This is a genomic window from Rahnella perminowiae, assembly GCF_019049695.1.
GTDB classification, from domain to species: Bacteria; Pseudomonadota; Gammaproteobacteria; order Enterobacterales; family Enterobacteriaceae; genus Rahnella; species Rahnella perminowiae.
In genome coordinates, this window is record NZ_JAFMOT010000171.1 from 77,646 (window position 1) to 95,481 (window position 17,836).

Consider the following 17,836-nt stretch of genomic DNA (forward strand, 5'->3'; position numbering starts at 1 on the left):
ACGGGTGTACAACGGCGTGAATTAGGGAGAAATAGAACGTGATTTGTTGAGATTATGTTTAGACTTACTTCGTTATATGTCATGTCTTAGCAATTGGTGTCTAAAAAATGTACTTTTTTTCACGCTGAGGGCTTGAAGCCGGAAGCATTCTCCCCCATAAATGAAAATGCCAGTCAGTGATTGACCGGCATTTGCAGTTGAAGCGTTATCTGATGCGTGATGCTGAACCGGTCAGGCGACCGCTTCACTTTCCACCGGGATAATGAGACTGGCATGATTCCCCTTTGGGCCTTCATGAACGTCGAAATTGACCTGCTGGCCGGCCTTCAGTGTCCGGTATCCCTCCATCTGGATAGTGGAGTAGTGAGCGAAGATGTCTTCACCGCCATTTTGCGGGCAAATGAAGCCAAAGCCTTTAGCATTATTGAACCATTTAACAGTACCCGTCTGCATGCTTCTACATCCCTCTCATGACTAGTCTGGTAGTAAATAGATAAAGCCAGTTGAGTGAGCACGAAGGCCGGAACACAGCGGATAAGCGTCTGTTCAGGCCGGCTTAAACTCCGTTCAGCTCACGAATTTACACTCTAGTGGAATAGAGTTAGACGTCAAGGAAACGGCATTTGTGGCGGGGGAGCAGATAACCAAAGTTTGAAGCAGGTAACGCTATTGACATATTTTGTTAATTTTCGACCAGCGTTATCTGATGCACGCAGACATTTTGTGCAGCGGCAAGGTGAGGCCAGAGATGGTAAAATACAGGAATAACAGCGTGAGGCTCTGCAGAAGGCCTTCCCGTTTATGTATTTGGCTTCCAATACGATCTTCACAGGTGATGAACAGGCAATGGGTAACAATCAAGACTGGTTAAATTTCGAACATTTGGCGGCGGATAAGCAAAAGGATGAGGTAAAACCGCCATCTATGTATAAAGTTATATTAAACAACGACGATTACACTCCAATGGAATTTGTGATTGACGTTCTGCAAAAGTTCTTTTCTTATGATATTGAACGTGCAACGCAACTGATGCTCCAGGTGCACTACAGAGGTAAAGCGATATGCGGCGTTTATACCGCCGAAGTCGCGGAAACCAAGGTCGCACACGTAAATGAGTACGCCAAGGAGAATGAGCATCCGTTGCTGTGTACGCTGGAAAAAGCCTGATTAAGGCAATCTATTTGGGAGGTGCCTATGCTCAATCAAGAACTTGAACTCAGTCTCAACATGGCTTTCGCAAGAGCCCGTGAGCACCGGCATGAGTTTATGACCGTGGAGCACCTGTTGCTGGCACTGCTCAGCAACCCTGCTGCCCGTGAAGCGCTTGAAGCTTGTACAGTGGATTTAGTGGCCCTGCGCCAGGAACTGGAAGCCTTCATCGAGCAAACCACACCTACCTTACCTGCCAGTGAAGAAGAACGTGACACCCAGCCTACGCTGAGTTTCCAGCGCGTTCTGCAACGTGCGGTATTCCACGTGCAATCTTCTGGCCGCAGTGAAGTGTCCGGCGCCAACGTTCTGGTCGCAATTTTCAGCGAGCAGGAATCTCAGGCAGCCTACTTACTGCGCAAACATGATGTCAGCCGCCTTGATGTGGTGAACTTTATCTCGCACGGTACCCGTAAAGATGAATCGGGCAGCCAGGCGCAAAACAATGCGGAAAACCCAGTTAACGAAGAACAGTCGGCAGGGGAAGATCGTATGGAGAACTTCACCACTAATCTTAACCAGTTAGCGCGTGTAGGTGGTATCGATCCGCTGATTGGCCGTGATAAAGAACTGGAGCGCGCCATTCAGGTGCTCTGCCGTCGTCGTAAAAATAACCCGCTGCTGGTGGGTGAATCCGGCGTTGGCAAAACAGCCATTGCTGAAGGGCTGGCATGGCGAATCGAGCAGGGCGATGTGCCTGAAGTCATGGCCGATTGTACCCTGTATTCTCTGGATATTGGTTCGTTGCTGGCGGGAACGAAATACCGCGGCGATTTCGAAAAACGTTTCAAATCTCTGCTCAAACAGCTGGAGCAGGATAAGAACAGCATTCTGTTTATTGATGAAATCCACACGATTATTGGTGCCGGTGCGGCGTCCGGTGGTCAGGTGGATGCGGCAAACCTCATTAAACCGTTGCTGTCGAGCGGTAAAATCCGGGTGATCGGTTCGACAACTTATCAGGAGTTCAGCAATATTTTTGAAAAGGACCGTGCCCTGGCGCGTCGTTTCCAGAAAATTGATATTACTGAGCCAAGCGTTGAAGAAACCGTCCAGATCATTAACGGCCTGAAAACCAAATACGAAGCGCATCACGATGTGCGTTATACCGCGAAAGCGGTGCGTGCGGCGGTTGAGCTGTCGGTTAAATACATTAATGACCGCCACCTGCCGGACAAAGCCATCGACGTGATTGACGAAGCAGGCGCACGCAGCCGGTTAATGCCGGTCAGCAAGCGCAAGAAAACCGTCAATGTCAGCGATATTGAAAGCGTCGTGGCACGTATTGCCCGTATCCCTGAAAAAACGGTGTCTGCAACCGACCGTGATGTGCTGAAAAACCTGGGCGACCGTCTGAAAATGCTGGTCTTCGGACAGGATCCGGCCATCGAAGCATTGACTGAAGCCATCAAGATGAGTCGTGCCGGTCTGGGTCAGGATCATAAGCCTGTCGGTTCATTCCTTTTCGCCGGTCCGACGGGTGTAGGGAAAACCGAAGTGACCGTTCAGCTGGCGAAAGCGCTGGATATCGAACTGTTGCGTTTTGATATGTCTGAATACATGGAACGTCATACGGTCAGCCGTTTGATCGGTGCACCTCCGGGCTATGTTGGTTTTGATCAGGGCGGTTTGCTCACGGATGCGGTGATTAAACATCCTCACGCCGTCGTGCTGCTCGATGAAATCGAGAAGGCACACCCGGATGTCTTCAACCTGCTGCTGCAGGTCATGGACAACGGTACGCTGACCGATAACAACGGCCGTAAAGCAGATTTCCGTAACGTGATCCTGGTGATGACCACTAACGCCGGTGTTCGCGAAACGGAACGTAAATCGATTGGTCTGGTGCATCAGGATAACAGCCCGGATGCGATGGAAGAGATCAAACGGACCTTTACGCCGGAATTCCGTAACCGTCTGGACAATGTGATCTGGTTCAACCATCTGTCTACGGAAGTTATCCAGCAGGTTGTCGACAAATTTATCGTCGAACTGCAGGCGCAGCTGGATGCGAAAGGCGTTTCTCTGGAAGTCAGTGACGAGGCTCGCGACTGGCTGACAGTGAAAGGCTACGACCGTGCGATGGGTGCACGTCCGATGACCCGTACCGTTCAGGAAAACCTGAAAAAACCACTCGCCAACGAGCTGCTGTTTGGCTCACTGGTAGACGGGGGTTCCGTCTCGGTTGCACTGGATAAGGCTGCTGACAAGCTCACTTATCACTTCATGAGTGCGCAGAAGAAAAAACCGGAAGGTGCGGTGCATTAATTTTTCATAAAGCATGAAAAAACAAAAGGCGATGTGAAAACATCGCCTTTTTTCTTTCTGAAACTCTGTGTTTAATTGCAGTAATTAGTGAGGGATTTCAGAAAGGATAATGGAACAAAATGCCGGATTGCGGATACCACAAAACGCCCTTGCAACAGCAGGAAGGGCGAAGAGGGTATCCTCAGGTATCGCCGGAAAATCAGCGATGAGTGAGCCGCTTATTAACGGCTACGGAAGACAATGCGGCCTTTGCTCAGGTCGTACGGGGTCAGCTCTACAGTGACTTTGTCGCCCGTCAGGATGCGGATGTAGTTCTTACGCATTTTACCGGAGATGTGAGCGGTAACTACGTGTCCGTTTTCTAATTCTACGCGGAACATAGTGTTTGGCAGCGTATCAAGTACGGTGCCTTGCATTTCAATGTTGTCTTCTTTGGCCATCGAATCCTCTAGGTCTAACTACCATAGTTTTTAACCGGCAAGATAATGCCGAAAAACCCACATTATGTAAAGAAGTATGGTCCATGACCGCACCTATTCCCTATCCTTCGGGAACACCGGCAGGTCTTCATCATGTGGGGATAAGTCTTGTGGCAACCAGCAATCCGGCGCTAACGCATGTTGTGAAAGTTCGGATAACTGCTGCAAAAATTGGCGGCGGGGGATCTCTCTCGCACCCAGCGACGCAGTGTGAGGGTTGAGCACCTGACAGTCAATCAGTTCTCCACCATTGCGGGAAAAATGTTGGCAAAAAAGCATAAGCGCGCATTTGGAGGCATTTTCCCGGCGGCTGAACATCGACTCGCCGCAAAATAATTTGCCAACAGAAACGCCATATAAACCGCCAACCAGCTCATCACCTTCCCAGACTTCTACCGAGTGCGCGCGCCCGGCTTCATGCAATTCCTGATACCCGCGCTGTACCAGCGGCCCGATCCAGGTGCCATCTTCACGCTGCATGGCGCAGGCATGAATCACCCGCTCAAACTGCTGATTGAGGGTGAAACGGAACGGCATCTTGCGCATAAAACGTTTCAGACTGCGGCTGGCATGGCGTTCTCCGGGAACCAAAATCGCGCGCGGGTCAGGCGACCACCAGAGGATCATCTCTCCGGGCTCGAACCAGGGAAAAATGCCATGCTGATAAGCGGAAAGCAGACGGGGGGCGGTGAGATCGCCTCCGATAGCCAGCAGGCCATTCGGCTCCTGCAATGCAGTTTCAGGCGCCGGGAAATTCACTGAATTGGCCTCAAGCTTAACTAACCGCATAGATCTCCTTATCCGGCGGACAGGTCCGCCGTAAACCATAAACAACCACCTCAGGCGCGGGCGAGGAATCTGGCATAACGACTTTGTGCCGCGGCTAACGTCTGGTGATCACCTTGTTCAACAATCTGCCCCTCTTCCATTACGCATATCCTGTCGAGGGCTTCCAGACCGTGCAAACGGTGCGTCACTAAGAGTAGCGTCTTATTCTGACAATGTTTATGCAGCAGAGCCAAAATATGCTGTTCTGTTTCTGCATCCAGCCCTTCCGTCGGTTCATCCAGCAACCAGAGGGGTGCATTATGCAATAACGCACGGGCCAGTCCGATCCGGCGCTGTTCGCCGCCGGAAAGCTGACGTCCGCCTTCACCGAGCCAGGCGTTCAGACCTTCGTTTTCTAAAAGTTTATGTAAATCAACCTGTCTCAACGCGTCCGCAATTTGTTCATCGGTGCTTTGCGGTGCCGCCAGGCGCAGGTTTTCACGCAGCGTGTTATTAAAGACATGCGCACGCTGGCTGACCACCGTGATCATTGTGCGCAGCGTGGCTTCGTCGTAGCCCTCAATGGCATGGCCGTTGATTTCCAGTGACCCGCTGCTGATATCCCAGCCACGGGTCAGCAATTGCAGCAGGGTGGATTTACCACAACCGGTCTGGCCGAGCAGGGCGATATGCTCACCGGCGCGGATATCCAGCGTAATATTTTTGAGAACCGGCAAAGGCTGACCAGGATAAGTGAAATTCACCTTTTTCAGCGACAGGCTGATCTGTTCACCAGCCAGCGGGCCTTGTGACGGGAAGGTCACATCGGCAGGCTGATCGATGATCTGGCTGACACGCTGAGCTGAGGCGATAACCTGACCGAGATGCTGGAATGCGGCGGCTACAGGTCCCAGCGCTTCGAATGCCGCCAGCGGGGTGAAGACAAACAGTGCAATCAGCGCGCCCGGTTGCGGAAATTCACTGATGCCTCCTGCCGCCAGCCACAGCATCAGTGTGACAGTCAGACCGGCCGCCGCAATCACCATAGCCTGCGATAAACCGGTAAGTTTTGCCTGCTGTTGCTGGCGCAACATCCATCGCTGTTCGATATCATTGAGTTGCTGGCGGAAACGTGGCTGAGCGCCGAAAACCACCAGTTCAGACTGCCCCTGTAACCACGAAGCCAGTTGCATCCGGTAGTCACTGCGCAGCGCCGTCAGTTCGCGGCCTGCGGGTTTTCCTGCACGATAGAAAATCACCGGCAGGATCAGCATCAGCACCAGCATAATCCCACCCAGCGTCAGCGCCAGCTTCAGGTCAAGGAAACTCAGGCCCGCTGTCACAAGGATGATGATAACCAGTGCACTTACCAGCGGAGATATTACCCGAAGGTATAAGTGATCGAGCGTATCGACATCAGCGACCAGACGGTTGAGCAGATCTGCCTGACGGAAATGCGCAATGCCGCCCGGCGACAACGGCATGATTTTTGTGAAAGTGAACACCCGCAAATGCGCCAGCACGCGGAAGGTCGCGTCGTGACTGACCAGACGTTCGGCGTAGCGACCTGCGGTACGAAATATGGCGGCACCCCGTACACCGGCGGCGGGAAGCATGTAGTTGAAGCTGTATAAACCGGCGATACCGGCCACCGCAGAGGCCGCCAGGAACCAGCCGGAAAGCGTCAGCAGGCCGATGCTCGCCAGTAAGGTGACGATAGCCAGAATGACGCCCAGTGACAAACGGAACCCGTGGCGGCGGTACAGGGCGAGATAAGGCAGAAGGGTTTTCATGATTACAGCTCCTTATTCCGCCGGGAAAGCAGACGGGCGAATAAACCGTTCTGAGCCACCAGTTGCGCGAAGGTGCCGCGCTCAGCGATCAGGCCTTTATCCATCACCCAGATTTCATCGTAGTCACGCGTATCTTCCAGTTGATGTGTGACCAGCAGGGAGGTTTGTGCTTTTGACGCGTCGTTCAGCGCATTCATCACACGCTTTTCGCTGTGCGCGTCAAGACTGGCCGTGGGTTCATCGAGCAGCAGCAAACGGCACGGACAGAGCAGGGCGCGGGCAACGGCGACACGCTGAGCCTGGCCGATGGATAACCGCGCCGCGCTGTCGCCCAGTTCGGTTTCCAGCCCCTGTGGTAAGAGCGGCAGGAATTCGTTCACATAGGCACGGTCGATGGCGGACTGAAGCTGCTCGTGGCTGACATCCGGCTGACTGAGGAGGATATTGGCGCGCAGGGTAAGTTCCGGCAGGTGCGGATTCTGGCCGACCCAGCTTAGCTGTTTACGCCATTCTTCTTTACGTAATGATTGCAATTCAATGCCGCTGACGGTAACGGAACCCTGATAGGGCAGGAAGCCCAGCAAGGCGTTGAGCAACGAACTTTTACCTGCACCGCTCAGGCCGACGATCGCGATACGCTGCCCGGCCTGAACATTAAATGTTAACGGACCGGCCAGCGTTTTACCTTGCGGCGACTGAATAATAACGTCGCGGGCTTCCAGTGACACTGCCTGTCCGGCTGGCCAGTGTTGCTCGCCGTCCCCCATATCAGCACTTTCTGCACTGAGGAAGGTGACGAGACTTTCGGCAGCCCCCACAGCTTGCGCTTTCGCGTGATAAAACGCGCCCAGATCACGCAGAGGCTGGAAAAACTCAGGGGCGAGTATCAGCACCAGGAAACCGGCGAACAGGGTAACAGGGGTACCGTAGCTGCCGAAATTGAGCTCACCGAGATAGGAGAAACCGAAGTAAACCGCAACAACGGCGATGGAAATAGACGCGAAGAATTCCAGCACAGCGGAGGATAAAAAGGCCAGGCGCAGGACGTCCATCGTGCGGGCACGAAAGTTTTCAGTTGAACGTTTGATCTGATCGATTTCCGCTGTGCCGCGATGGAAAAGACGAAGCGTATCGAGGCCGCGCAGGCTGTCTAAAAAATTCCCGCTCAGACGTGCCAGCGCCACAAAGTTACGTCGGTTCGCCTCCGCTGCACCCATCCCGACCAATGCCATAAACAGCGGAATAAGCGGGGCGGTCACCAGCAGTATCAGCCCGGCAGCCCAGTTAACCGGGAAGACGCTGACCAAAATAAGCAGAGGGATGATACCTGCCAGGGCAATCTGCGGCAGGTAGCGGGAATAGTAATCCTGCATATCTTCGATTTGCTCAAGAATGATGCTGGCCCAACTGCCCGCCGGTTTTCCATGGATCCAGGCAGGACCGAGTTTTTCCAGACGGTCGAGTACCCGCTTGCGCATTTCCTGGCGTATCACCCGTCCGCAAATAAAACCCACCTGTTCACGCAGCCAGGTGACGACAGCGCGCAGAACAAACGTCAGCGCCATTAACAGGAAACTTTGCAGCAAGGCATCTCGCGGGGTGTGCTCAATGATCAGGCTGTGCAGTAATCCGGCCATCAGCCACGCCTGCGCGAGGATCAGCAAACCGGAAAGTAAACCCAGCATCATAGACAGACGTATCCAGCCTTTGGCGCGTGAGCTTTGTTGTTTTAACCAGCGGATAAGTTCTTGTTGTCGTGTTTTATTCATCAGGCATCAGTCTGTGCAGCAATCCGGATGGGAGGGCGCTCATGTTACATGCTTGGCTCAACACTGAAAACAATAAGGCGGCAATTAAGCCGCCTTATTCGTTACTCTTTGTGTGGACTCTTCGTCCGATAACTCGCCGCAGGCGTAATTATAAATCCGGTGCCTGGGATAAACCGTCCAGATAGCGTTCTGCATCCAGTGCGGCCATACAACCGGTTCCGGCGGAAGTGATCGCCTGGCGATAGATGTGGTCCATCACGTCACCCGCGGCGAAGACGCCCGGAATGCTGGTCTGGGTGGCATTGCCATGCGAGCCGGACTGCACTTTGATGTAGCCATCTTTCAGTTCCAGCTGGCCTTCAAAAATGCCGGTATTCGGGCTGTGGCCGATAGCGATGAACACGCCTGCCACATCCACTTGCGATTTCTCGTCAGTGCGTACATCAAGCAGGCTCGCGCCCGTTACACCCATCTGATCGCCAACCACTTCATTGAGGGTCTTGTGGGTATGCAGAACGATATTACCGCTGGCCACTTTGTCATTGAGGCGGTCTACCAGAATTTTTTCTGCACGGAAGCTGTCACGACGGTGAATCAGATGCACTTCAGAGGCAATGTTTGCCAGATAAAGGGCTTCTTCGACAGCGGTATTGCCGCCGCCGACAACCGCGACTTTCTGGTTGCGGTAGAAAAACCCGTCACAGGTTGCACAGGCTGAGACGCCGCGACCTTTGAACGCTTCTTCGGAAGGCAGGCCGATATAACGTGCCGAGGCGCCGGTAGCGATAATCAGCGCGTCACAGGTGTATTCGCCACTGTCACCGGTCAAACGGAACGGACGATTCTGCAAATCGACTTTATTGATGTGGTCGAAAATGATCTCAGTATTAAATTTGGTGGCATGCTCGTGCATACGTTCCATTAAGCCCGGACCGGTCAGACCTTCCGGATCACCCGGCCAGTTTTCCACTTCGGTGGTGGTAGTCAACTGCCCACCTTTTTCCACCCCGGTAATTAATACCGGATTGAGGTTTGCACGCGCGGCATAAACCGCTGCGGTATAACCCGCCGGACCGGAGCCCAAAATCAATAATTTACTGTGTTTAACCGTACTCATGCGTAATTCATCTCCGCGATGGCGACAAGCGATAAACCGATTGTAGGGAAAACGGCGCAGTAAAAAAAGCAAACTCAGATGTTGTTAACGATTTGTCTGATAGTTTTTATTGTGCAACCCGCGTAAAAAGAGTTTCGTCAATATCGATGAAGCAGGTAACTGTTTGATGGATAGGATGAAAAACAACCATTCTGACGATCATATGTGATGAACGTTGCTCATCAAAACGTGTTAATTCGGGCATAATTCAGGACGCTTTGTAGGGATTTTGCAGAAATAACGCGTGAGATGCGTTGTTATTGTTCAAAGAGAAAAGATAGCTAAAAAGGGGGTACCAGCTTTTCAATCTGGCACGTTCTTCTGATTTTGCTTCTTTTACTTTGACAATCCGCTGTGCATTTGCGAAAACATCAGGGGAAGGAGAAATTAACTGCCTGTCTGTGACTTGAATTTATGCCATTGGCTGCTACCGGACCTGTTCCGGTCTTGTTTTTTGGCTTTTCGGTTGCAGCAGGGATGAGTGAATCAGGTTGTTTGTTGACAACCTATTAATTTCGCAGGGTTATTTCTTTTGAGTATCCGCTTTACGGCCGTGTTCCTTTTGACAGGGGATCAACGCGGCTTTTGGATGCGTAAACCTTAATCATCGGGTCTTCGCTTGGGACAACCCTTAGACATTGAAGTTGGCTGGGGTATGGCAGGTGCAGGGAAGGACAGCAGAGAGACAATAATAATGGTAGACAATAAAAAGCGTCCGGGAAAAGATCTCGACCGTATTGACCGTAACATCCTCAATGAATTGCAGAAGGATGGCCGGATTTCAAACGTCGAGCTTTCCAAACGTGTGGGATTATCTCCAACTCCATGTCTGGAGCGCGTTCGTCGTCTGGAACGTCAGGGCTTCATCAATGGTTATACTGCATTGCTCAACCCGCATTATCTGGATGCCTCGTTGCTGGTATTTGTTGAAATTACCCTCAATCGCGGCGCGCCGGATGTGTTTGAGCAGTTCAATGCGGCAGTGCAAAAACTCGAAGATATTCAGGAGTGTCATCTGGTTTCAGGGGATTTCGACTATTTGTTGAAAACCCGCGTACCTGATATGTCTGCTTACCGTAAGCTCTTAGGTGAGACTTTACTTCGTCTGCCTGGTGTTAACGACACCCGCACCTACGTGGTGATGGAAGAAGTGAAGCAGACAAATCGCCTGGTCATTAAGACCCGGTAATTGTTCTGGTGCAAAACCTTGTCATTTTAGCTACACTCCTGTGTATCTATACAGCTATGGCGCCGGGGAGTCTCGGCGCTGTTGCTTTTTCTCAGTTCACAGGAACCTGGAGAGCCTTTCTTGAGCCAGGAATATACAGAAGATAAAGAAGTTACCCTAAAAAAACTGAGCAATGGCCGCCGTCTGCTGGAGGCTTTGCTGGTTGTGGTGGCGATTTTTGCTGCTTATTTAATGGCAGCATTGGTGAGTTTTAACCCCTCTGATCCCAGTTGGTCTCAGACCGCCTGGCATGGGCCAATTCATAACTGGGGTGGAGGTGTAGGTGCATGGATGGCCGACACGCTGTTCTTCATCTTTGGCGTATTTGGCTACGCGATACCCCCTATTATTCTGTGTCTCTGTTGGGCGGCTTTCCGTCAGCGGGATAGACAGGATTTCGTCGATTATTTTGCCCTTTCGCTGCGCCTTATTGGCACGCTGGCGCTCATTGTCACGTCTTGTGGTCTTGCGGCCGTCAATATTGATGACCTGTATTACTTCGCTTCCGGCGGTGTAATCGGCAGTTTGCTCAGTACCGCGATGACCCCGTACTTCAATAACGTGGGGGCGACCCTGGTTCTGCTGTGCGTCTGGGCTGCCGGTCTGACTTTATTTACCGGCTGGTCCTGGCTGACCATCGCTGAAAAGATCGGCGGCGCAGTGCTGGGTGTGACGAATATCGTGACCAACCGCTCCCGTCGCGATGAAGATTATGATTACGACGAGCATGACGATCCGCTACTGGAAGACGACGCAAAACCTGTCGCTAAAGTTGCGCCTGCCGTCGCTGCGGCAAGCGTTGTCACAGCATCGGCGGTTGCTGCTGAAGCCGATGAAGATGATGTGCTGTTTTCTGCACCTTCCGTGAATGAGCCTGCTGCTCAGGTGTCTTCGGTAGCCAGCCCGGCGGAAGCTGAACCTGCAGCGGTTGTGAGCCCGGCACCGGCAGCCGATCCTTATGCCGCTGAACCGCCGGTTGCTAATATTGCACCGCCGCCGGCACCGGCTGCAGCTACTCCGCCGTTATACAATTTCGAGATCCCGGAAGAAACACCGGTACCGCGCCATCCGCAACCCGTTCAGCAATCCCCTTCACCCGCGCCCGTTGAGCGCAGAGAGGACGATGGGCCGAGCCTGGGCAACTGGCAAACGGCAGTGGAACATTCCCGTTCTCCGTTTGATTTCAGTTCAGCGGTGCCTGATGCCGGTCAGGCAGCCAGCGTGGCGGCCACCGCAGCACTGGCGACTGGTCTTGCGCAGGCAGGACAGTCAGCGGCATCTTCTGTGGGTAACACCTTTATGCCGGCTTTCAGTGCGGTGAGCGATGAAAATCCGCAGGTGAAAAAAGGCTTTGGCCCTGAGTTACCACGTCCTAATCCGGTGCGTATACCTACGCGCCGTGAGCTGGCCTCATATGGCATTAAACTTCCTTCCCAGCGTATGGCAGAGCAGCAGGAACAGGCGCAGTCAGCGACGACGCAACGGGATGCCGAACAAAGCGTATGGCATAACGACTCTCTGGCGCAGGCTGACGAGGAAGCCATGCAGGAAGCAGCATTGCAGCAAGCCTTTGCGGCTCAGCAGCAAGCGCGTTATGGCGATGCAGAGCCTGCTGATGAACCGGATGCCGCCGCCTTGCAGGAGGCCGAATTACGCAATGCGTTTGCGGCGCGTGAGCAGGCCCGTTATGAGCAGGATGTCGAACCGCAAAGTGGTGTGCTTCAGCATCATCATTCACAAAGTCACCAGGCTGTATCACCCGCTGTTGCAGCGGATGATTTTGCCACTGCGGCCATGAAGCTCAGCCAGCATGATGCCTTCAGTTTCTCGCCAATGGCTGATCTGATTGACGATACGCCTTCTGAGCCGCTGTTTACCTTGCCGGCACAAGCGGAAGAAGAACCGCAACCTGCTTTTGCGCAGCAACCTTATCAGCGCGCTGCGGCCTCTGAGCCCGTACAGCATGCCCAGGAATATGAGGCTCCTCGTCAGTCTGCGCCATCGGTACAGCCGGATATGGACAGTTTGATCCACCCGTTCCTGATGCGTAATGAGCAGCCGCTGATTAAACCGACCACGCCGCTCCCATCGCTGGATTTGCTCACTTCGCCTCCGGCTGAAGCGGAGCCGGTGGATGAGTTCGCGCTGGAACAGATGGGCAATCTGATCGAAGCACGCCTGAATGATTACCGGATTAAAGCCGATGTCGTCGGGAAATTACCCGGGCCGGTGATCACCCGTTTTGAACTGGATCTGGCGCCGGGTGTTAAAGCCGCACGTATTTCCAACCTTTCGCGTGACCTTGCCCGCTCATTGTCAGCAGTTGCGGTGCGTGTTGTGGAAGTGATCCCAGGCAAACCGTATGTCGGCCTGGAGTTACCCAATAAAAAGCGCCAGACCGTCTATCTGCGTGAAGTGCTGGACTGTGCGAAATTTAAAGAAAGTACATCACCCCTGACGATTGTCCTGGGTAAAGATATTTCCGGTGAACCTGTTATCGCCGATCTGGCGAAAATGCCTCACTTGCTGGTTGCCGGTACGACCGGTTCCGGTAAGTCCGTCGGCGTTAATGCCATGATCCTGAGTATGTTGTACAAGTCCAAACCGGAAGATGTGCGCTTCATCATGATCGATCCGAAAATGCTCGAATTGTCAGTGTATGAAGGTATTCCGCATCTGCTGACCGAAGTCGTGACCGATATGAAAGATGCCGCCAATGCGCTGCGCTGGTGTGTCGGTGAAATGGAGCGTCGCTATAAACTGATGTCGGCGCTGGGTGTGCGTAACCTTGCCGGTTACAACGAGCGGGTACTGGAAGCGGAAGCAATGGGGCGTCCGATTCCTGATCCATTCTGGAAGCCCGGTGACGGAATGGTTGCGGAGCCGCCGTATCTGCAGAAAGAACCGTTTATCGTGGTGATGGTCGATGAGTTTGCCGACCTGATGATGACCGTCGGTAAAAAAGTGGAAGAGCTGATTGCGCGTCTTGCTCAGAAAGCCCGTGCGGCAGGTATTCACCTGGTTCTGGCGACGCAACGTCCTTCCGTTGACGTCATTACCGGTCTGATTAAAGCCAATATTCCGACCCGTATTGCTTTTACGGTGTCGAGTAAAATTGACTCCCGCACTATCCTGGATCAGGGCGGCGCAGAATCCCTGTTGGGGATGGGTGATATGCTGTATATGGCACCCAACTCCTCGATTCCGGTTCGTGTTCACGGGGCTTTTGTCCGTGACCAGGAAGTGCACGCGGTCGTGCAGGACTGGAAGGCGCGCGGTCGTCCAAAATACATCGAAAGCATTGTTTCCGGTGGCGATGATGGTGAAGGGGGCGGTTTAGGTCTGGACGGTGATGAAGAGCTTGATGCTCTGTTTGATCAGGCTGTTGCATTCGTTGTCGATAAACGTCGTGCGTCAATTTCCGGCGTTCAGCGTCAGTTCCGTATCGGTTATAACCGTGCGGCGCGAATTGTTGAGCAAATGGAAGCGCAGGGCATTGTCAGTACGCCGGGCCATAACGGTAACCGTGAAGTCCTGGCACCGCCGTCACACGAATAAAACTGTACCGATCTGCCTGTATTTTGTTAAGAAGGGTCGCGAATGCGACCCTTGTGCAAAGAAGCGTAAAACAACGTTTTTTCAGATGATTGAGCTACCTTCTGGGCGTCGCCTCGGATAGAGTTCGCACCATACGTCTTTTGCCTGTGTAAAAGGCATCGTCTGAAGTTTATGGATTTCTGAGGTAAGAATAAGAATGAAAAAATTGTTAATGGTAGGGTGTTTACTGACCGCATTTACCTCCGCTTCCGTATTAGCGGATGCCAGCAGTGACCTTAAATCCCGTCTGGGTAAACTTAATACTTTCCATGCCAGTTTTACACAGACGGTCACCAGCGATGATGGTGCAGCTGTTCAGCAGGGTGAAGGTCAGTTGTGGGTGAAACGTCCAAACCTGTTTAACTGGCATATGACCACGCCAGATGAAAGCATTTTAGTTTCCGATGGTAAAACCCTGTGGTTCTACAACCCGTTCGTTGAGCAGGTCACGGCGACCTGGCTGAAAAATGCCACAGGCAACACGCCGTTTATGCTGATCACGCGTAATGACAGCAGTGACTGGGCAAAATACAACGTGAAGCAGAAAGGCGATGATTTCGAATTAACGCCGAAAACGGCGACCGGTAATCTGAAACAATTCGCGATCAACGTGACCCCTTCAGGCACTATCAAAAGCTTCACTGCCGTTGAGCAGGACGGGCAGAAAAGTGCTTATACATTGAAAGGCGAGCAAAATGCGTCTGTTGATGATGCCAAGTTTAAATTTACTCCGCCGCAGGGTGTGACGGTGGACGACCAGCGTCAGTGAGGTTAGTTTGAGTAATCTGTCACTCGATTTTTCCCAAAACGAATTCCAGCCACTGGCCGCCAGGATGCGGCCAGTTACCCTTGCAGAATATATCGGACAGCAGCATCTGTTAGCGCCAGGCAAACCTTTGCCACGGGCGATTGAAGCAGGGCAATTGCATTCTATGATTCTATGGGGTCCGCCGGGCACCGGGAAAACAACGCTGGCAGAACTGATTGGCCGCTATGCAGACGCCGACGTCGAACGGATATCGGCGGTGACCTCCGGCGTCAAAGATATTCGTGAAGCGATTGAACGTGCCCGGCAGAATCGCGATGCCGGACGCCGTACCATTTTGTTTGTTGACGAAGTTCATCGCTTTAACAAAAGTCAGCAGGATGCATTCCTGCCGCACATTGAAGATGGCACCATCACGTTTATTGGTGCGACCACCGAAAACCCCTCTTTCGAACTCAATTCCGCATTGCTGTCTCGCGCCCGTGTGTATTTGCTGAAATCACTGACCTCCGAAGATATCGAGAAAGTGATTGATCAGGCATTGACGAATGCGGAGCGCGGTTACGCCAACGAGAAAATCCGTGTTCCGCCGGAAACCCGTCGTATGCTTTCGGAGCTGGTGAATGGCGATGCACGCCGTGCGCTGAACAGCATTGAAATGATGGCTGATATGGCGGAAATCGACGCCAAAGGTTACCGGACACTTACGCCGGAATTGCTTACTGAGATTGCCGGTGAACGCAGTGCGCGCTTTGATAATAAAGGCGATCGTTTTTACGATTTAATCTCTGCTTTGCATAAATCAGTACGGGGTTCTTCGCCTGATGCGGCGCTTTACTGGTACGCCCGCATCATCACTGCCGGTGGTGACCCGCTGTACGTGGCGCGACGTTTGCTGGCGATTGCGTCAGAAGATGTGGGTAATGCGGATCCGCGTGGCATGCAGGTGGCCCTCGCTGCCTGGGATTGTTTTACTCGTGTGGGTCCGGCTGAAGGTGAGCGTGCAATTGCGCAGGCTATCGTATATCTGGCCTGTGCTCCGAAAAGTAATGCGGTTTATACGGCGTTCAAATCAGCCATGCGTGATGCCCGGGAAATGGCAGATTTCGATGTACCGGAACACTTACGTAATGCACCGACGAAGCTGATGAAAGAAATGGGGCTGGGTGCCGAGTATCGTTATGCGCACGACGAACCGAATGCCTATGCTGCGGGCGAAGATTATTTCCCGCCTCAAATGGCCCGTACGCAGTATTATTACCCGACATCACGCGGCCTTGAAGGCAAGATCGGCGAAAAGCTGGCATGGCTTGCCGAACAAGATCAAAATAGCCCGACAAAACGCTACCGCTAATTTTATCGTTGCGGTAAGGTTATCCGTGATAACTCTTTGACACGCTGTCGTTTCAGTCAGTGTGCATCGTCAAATTAACATTCAATAACGACACGTACAGGATTAGCATGCTGGATCCCAATCTGCTGCGTAATGAGCTAGACGCAGTTGCAGAAAAACTCGCTCGCAGAGGTTTTAAACTCGATGTGGAAACGCTGCGTTCTCAGGAAGAACGCCGCAAAGTCTTGCAGGTAGAAACGGAAACTCTACAGGCTGAACGTAACTCCCGATCGAAATCTATCGGTCAGGCAAAAGCCCGTGGCGAAGACATCGAACCCCTGCGTCTGGAAGTGAATACGCTGGGTGAGAAGCTGGATGCCGCGAAAGCGGAACTGGATGCATTGCAAAATGATATCCGCGATATCGCTTCTGCTATTCCAAACATGCCTGATGACTCTGTGCCCGCCGGTAAAGATGAGAACGATAACCAGGAAGTCAGCCGCTGGGGTACGCCGCGTCAGTATGATTTCGCCGTGCGTGATCACGTATCGTTGGGCGAAATGGCAGGCGGTCTGGATTTTGCCGCGGCCGTAAAACTGACGGGTGCGCGTTTTGTGGTGATGAAAGGGCAAATCGCCCGTATGCATCGCGCGCTGTCGCAGTTCATGCTGGACTTACACACAGAACAACATGGTTATCTGGAAACGTATGTTCCGTATCTGGTCAATCAGGAAACGCTGTTTGGTACCGGTCAGCTGCCAAAATTTGGCGAAGATCTGTTCCATACCAAACCACTGAGTGAAGAAGCGGGCAGCAGCAATTATGCGCTGATCCCAACGGCAGAAGTGCCGCTGACTAACCTGACTCGTGATGAAATTCTTGAAGAAGAATCTCTGCCACTGAAGATGACGGCGCATACCCCTTGTTTCCGTTCAGAAGCCGGCTCTTATGGCCGTGATACCCGCGGGTTGATCCGTATGCACCAGTTCGACAAAGTTGAAATGGTGCAAATTGTGCGTCCTGAAGATTCAATGGATGCACTGGAAGAACTGACCGGTCATGCGGAAAAAGTGCTACAGTTGCTGAATTTGCCATACCGCAAAGTTCTCCTGTGTACCGGCGATATGGGCTTTGGCTCTTGCAAAACCTACGACCTGGAAGTTTGGCTGCCAGCGCAGGACACTTATCGTGAAATTTCCTCATGTTCAAACATGGGCGATTTCCAGGCCCGCCGTATGCAGGCGCGTTGCCGCAACAAAACTGACAAAAAACCACGTCTGGTTCATACACTGAACGGTTCTGGTCTGGCTGTGGGGCGTACACTGGTTGCGGTGTTGGAAAACTATCAACAAGCTGATGGCCGTATTGAAGTGCCGGAAGTATTACGTCCATACATGGGCGGTTTAGAATATATCGGTTAAGCCCGTGATATATGCATTAATATAGCGAAAAAGCGCCTAAGGGCGCTTT

Annotated in this window: 13 protein-coding genes; 7 read left to right on the forward strand and 6 right to left on the reverse strand. The window is 52.5% G+C overall.

From position 1 onward, the window contains the following. Window positions 1–231: 231 nt before the first annotated feature. A complete protein-coding gene (gene cspD / locus J1781_RS10075) occupies window positions 232–453 on the reverse strand; it encodes a cold shock-like protein CspD (RefSeq protein WP_015696601.1) in 222 nt (73 codons plus the stop codon). A gap of 393 nt (window positions 454–846) precedes the next feature. Between cspD and clpS the strand changes: the two genes are divergently transcribed. Together clpS and clpA are read left to right on the forward strand one after the other, a co-directional pair. Next, entirely contained in the window at window positions 847–1,167 is a 321-nt protein-coding gene (gene clpS, locus J1781_RS10080) for an ATP-dependent Clp protease adapter ClpS (protein ID WP_013574769.1), read from the forward strand. Window positions 1,168–1,194: 27 nt separating this feature from the next. Beyond that, complete coding sequence (gene clpA / locus J1781_RS10085) at window positions 1,195–3,477, forward strand: ATP-dependent Clp protease ATP-binding subunit ClpA (RefSeq protein WP_120506948.1); 2,283 nt, start codon at window positions 1,195–1,197, stop codon at window positions 3,475–3,477. A 221-nt stretch (window positions 3,478–3,698) separates the two neighbouring features. On the opposite strand, the gene infA is transcribed toward clpA, so the two are convergent. The 5 genes from infA to trxB form a co-directional block, all read right to left on the reverse strand. Further along, window positions 3,699–3,917, reverse strand: a complete 219-nt coding sequence (infA, locus tag J1781_RS10090; RefSeq protein WP_002211347.1) for a translation initiation factor IF-1 — start codon at window positions 3,915–3,917, stop codon at window positions 3,699–3,701. 93 nt (window positions 3,918–4,010) lie between these two features. Further along, a complete protein-coding gene (gene aat / locus J1781_RS10095; protein ID WP_129952472.1) occupies window positions 4,011–4,745 on the reverse strand; it encodes a leucyl/phenylalanyl-tRNA--protein transferase in 735 nt (244 codons plus the stop codon). A 50-nt stretch (window positions 4,746–4,795) separates the two neighbouring features. Further along, on the reverse strand, window positions 4,796–6,517 hold the full coding sequence (cydC, locus tag J1781_RS10100; protein ID WP_217220279.1) for a heme ABC transporter ATP-binding protein/permease CydC: 1,722 nt from the start codon (window positions 6,515–6,517) through the stop codon (window positions 4,796–4,798). Window positions 6,518–6,519: 2 nt separating this feature from the next. Next, window positions 6,520–8,286, reverse strand: a complete 1,767-nt coding sequence (gene cydD, locus J1781_RS10105; RefSeq protein ID WP_217220271.1) for a heme ABC transporter permease/ATP-binding protein CydD — start codon at window positions 8,284–8,286, stop codon at window positions 6,520–6,522. A gap of 148 nt (window positions 8,287–8,434) precedes the next feature. Further along, complete coding sequence (trxB, locus tag J1781_RS10110; RefSeq protein WP_120161190.1) at window positions 8,435–9,403, reverse strand: thioredoxin-disulfide reductase; 969 nt, start codon at window positions 9,401–9,403, stop codon at window positions 8,435–8,437. 733 nt (window positions 9,404–10,136) lie between these two features. On the opposite strand from trxB, the gene lrp reads away from it, so the two are divergent. From lrp to serS, 5 genes are all read left to right on the forward strand, one after another. Then, complete coding sequence (lrp, locus tag J1781_RS10115; RefSeq protein WP_013574775.1) at window positions 10,137–10,631, forward strand: leucine-responsive transcriptional regulator Lrp; 495 nt, start codon at window positions 10,137–10,139, stop codon at window positions 10,629–10,631. Window positions 10,632–10,751: 120 nt separating this feature from the next. Then, on the forward strand, window positions 10,752–14,228 hold the full coding sequence (locus J1781_RS10120; RefSeq protein WP_217233502.1) for a DNA translocase FtsK 4TM domain-containing protein: 3,477 nt from the start codon (window positions 10,752–10,754) through the stop codon (window positions 14,226–14,228). A gap of 196 nt (window positions 14,229–14,424) precedes the next feature. Next, window positions 14,425–15,036: an outer membrane lipoprotein periplasmic chaperone LolA gene (lolA, locus tag J1781_RS10125; RefSeq protein ID WP_129952476.1), complete on the forward strand. Its 612-nt coding sequence runs from the start codon at window positions 14,425–14,427 to the stop codon at window positions 15,034–15,036. A gap of 7 nt (window positions 15,037–15,043) precedes the next feature. After that, window positions 15,044–16,387, forward strand: coding sequence for a replication-associated recombination protein A (locus J1781_RS10130; protein WP_129952477.1), 1,344 nt, complete (start codon window positions 15,044–15,046; stop codon window positions 16,385–16,387). Between the two features lie 107 nt (window positions 16,388–16,494). Beyond that, complete coding sequence (gene serS, locus J1781_RS10135) at window positions 16,495–17,787, forward strand: serine--tRNA ligase (RefSeq protein WP_015696611.1); 1,293 nt, start codon at window positions 16,495–16,497, stop codon at window positions 17,785–17,787. Window positions 17,788–17,836: the final 49 nt, after the last annotated feature.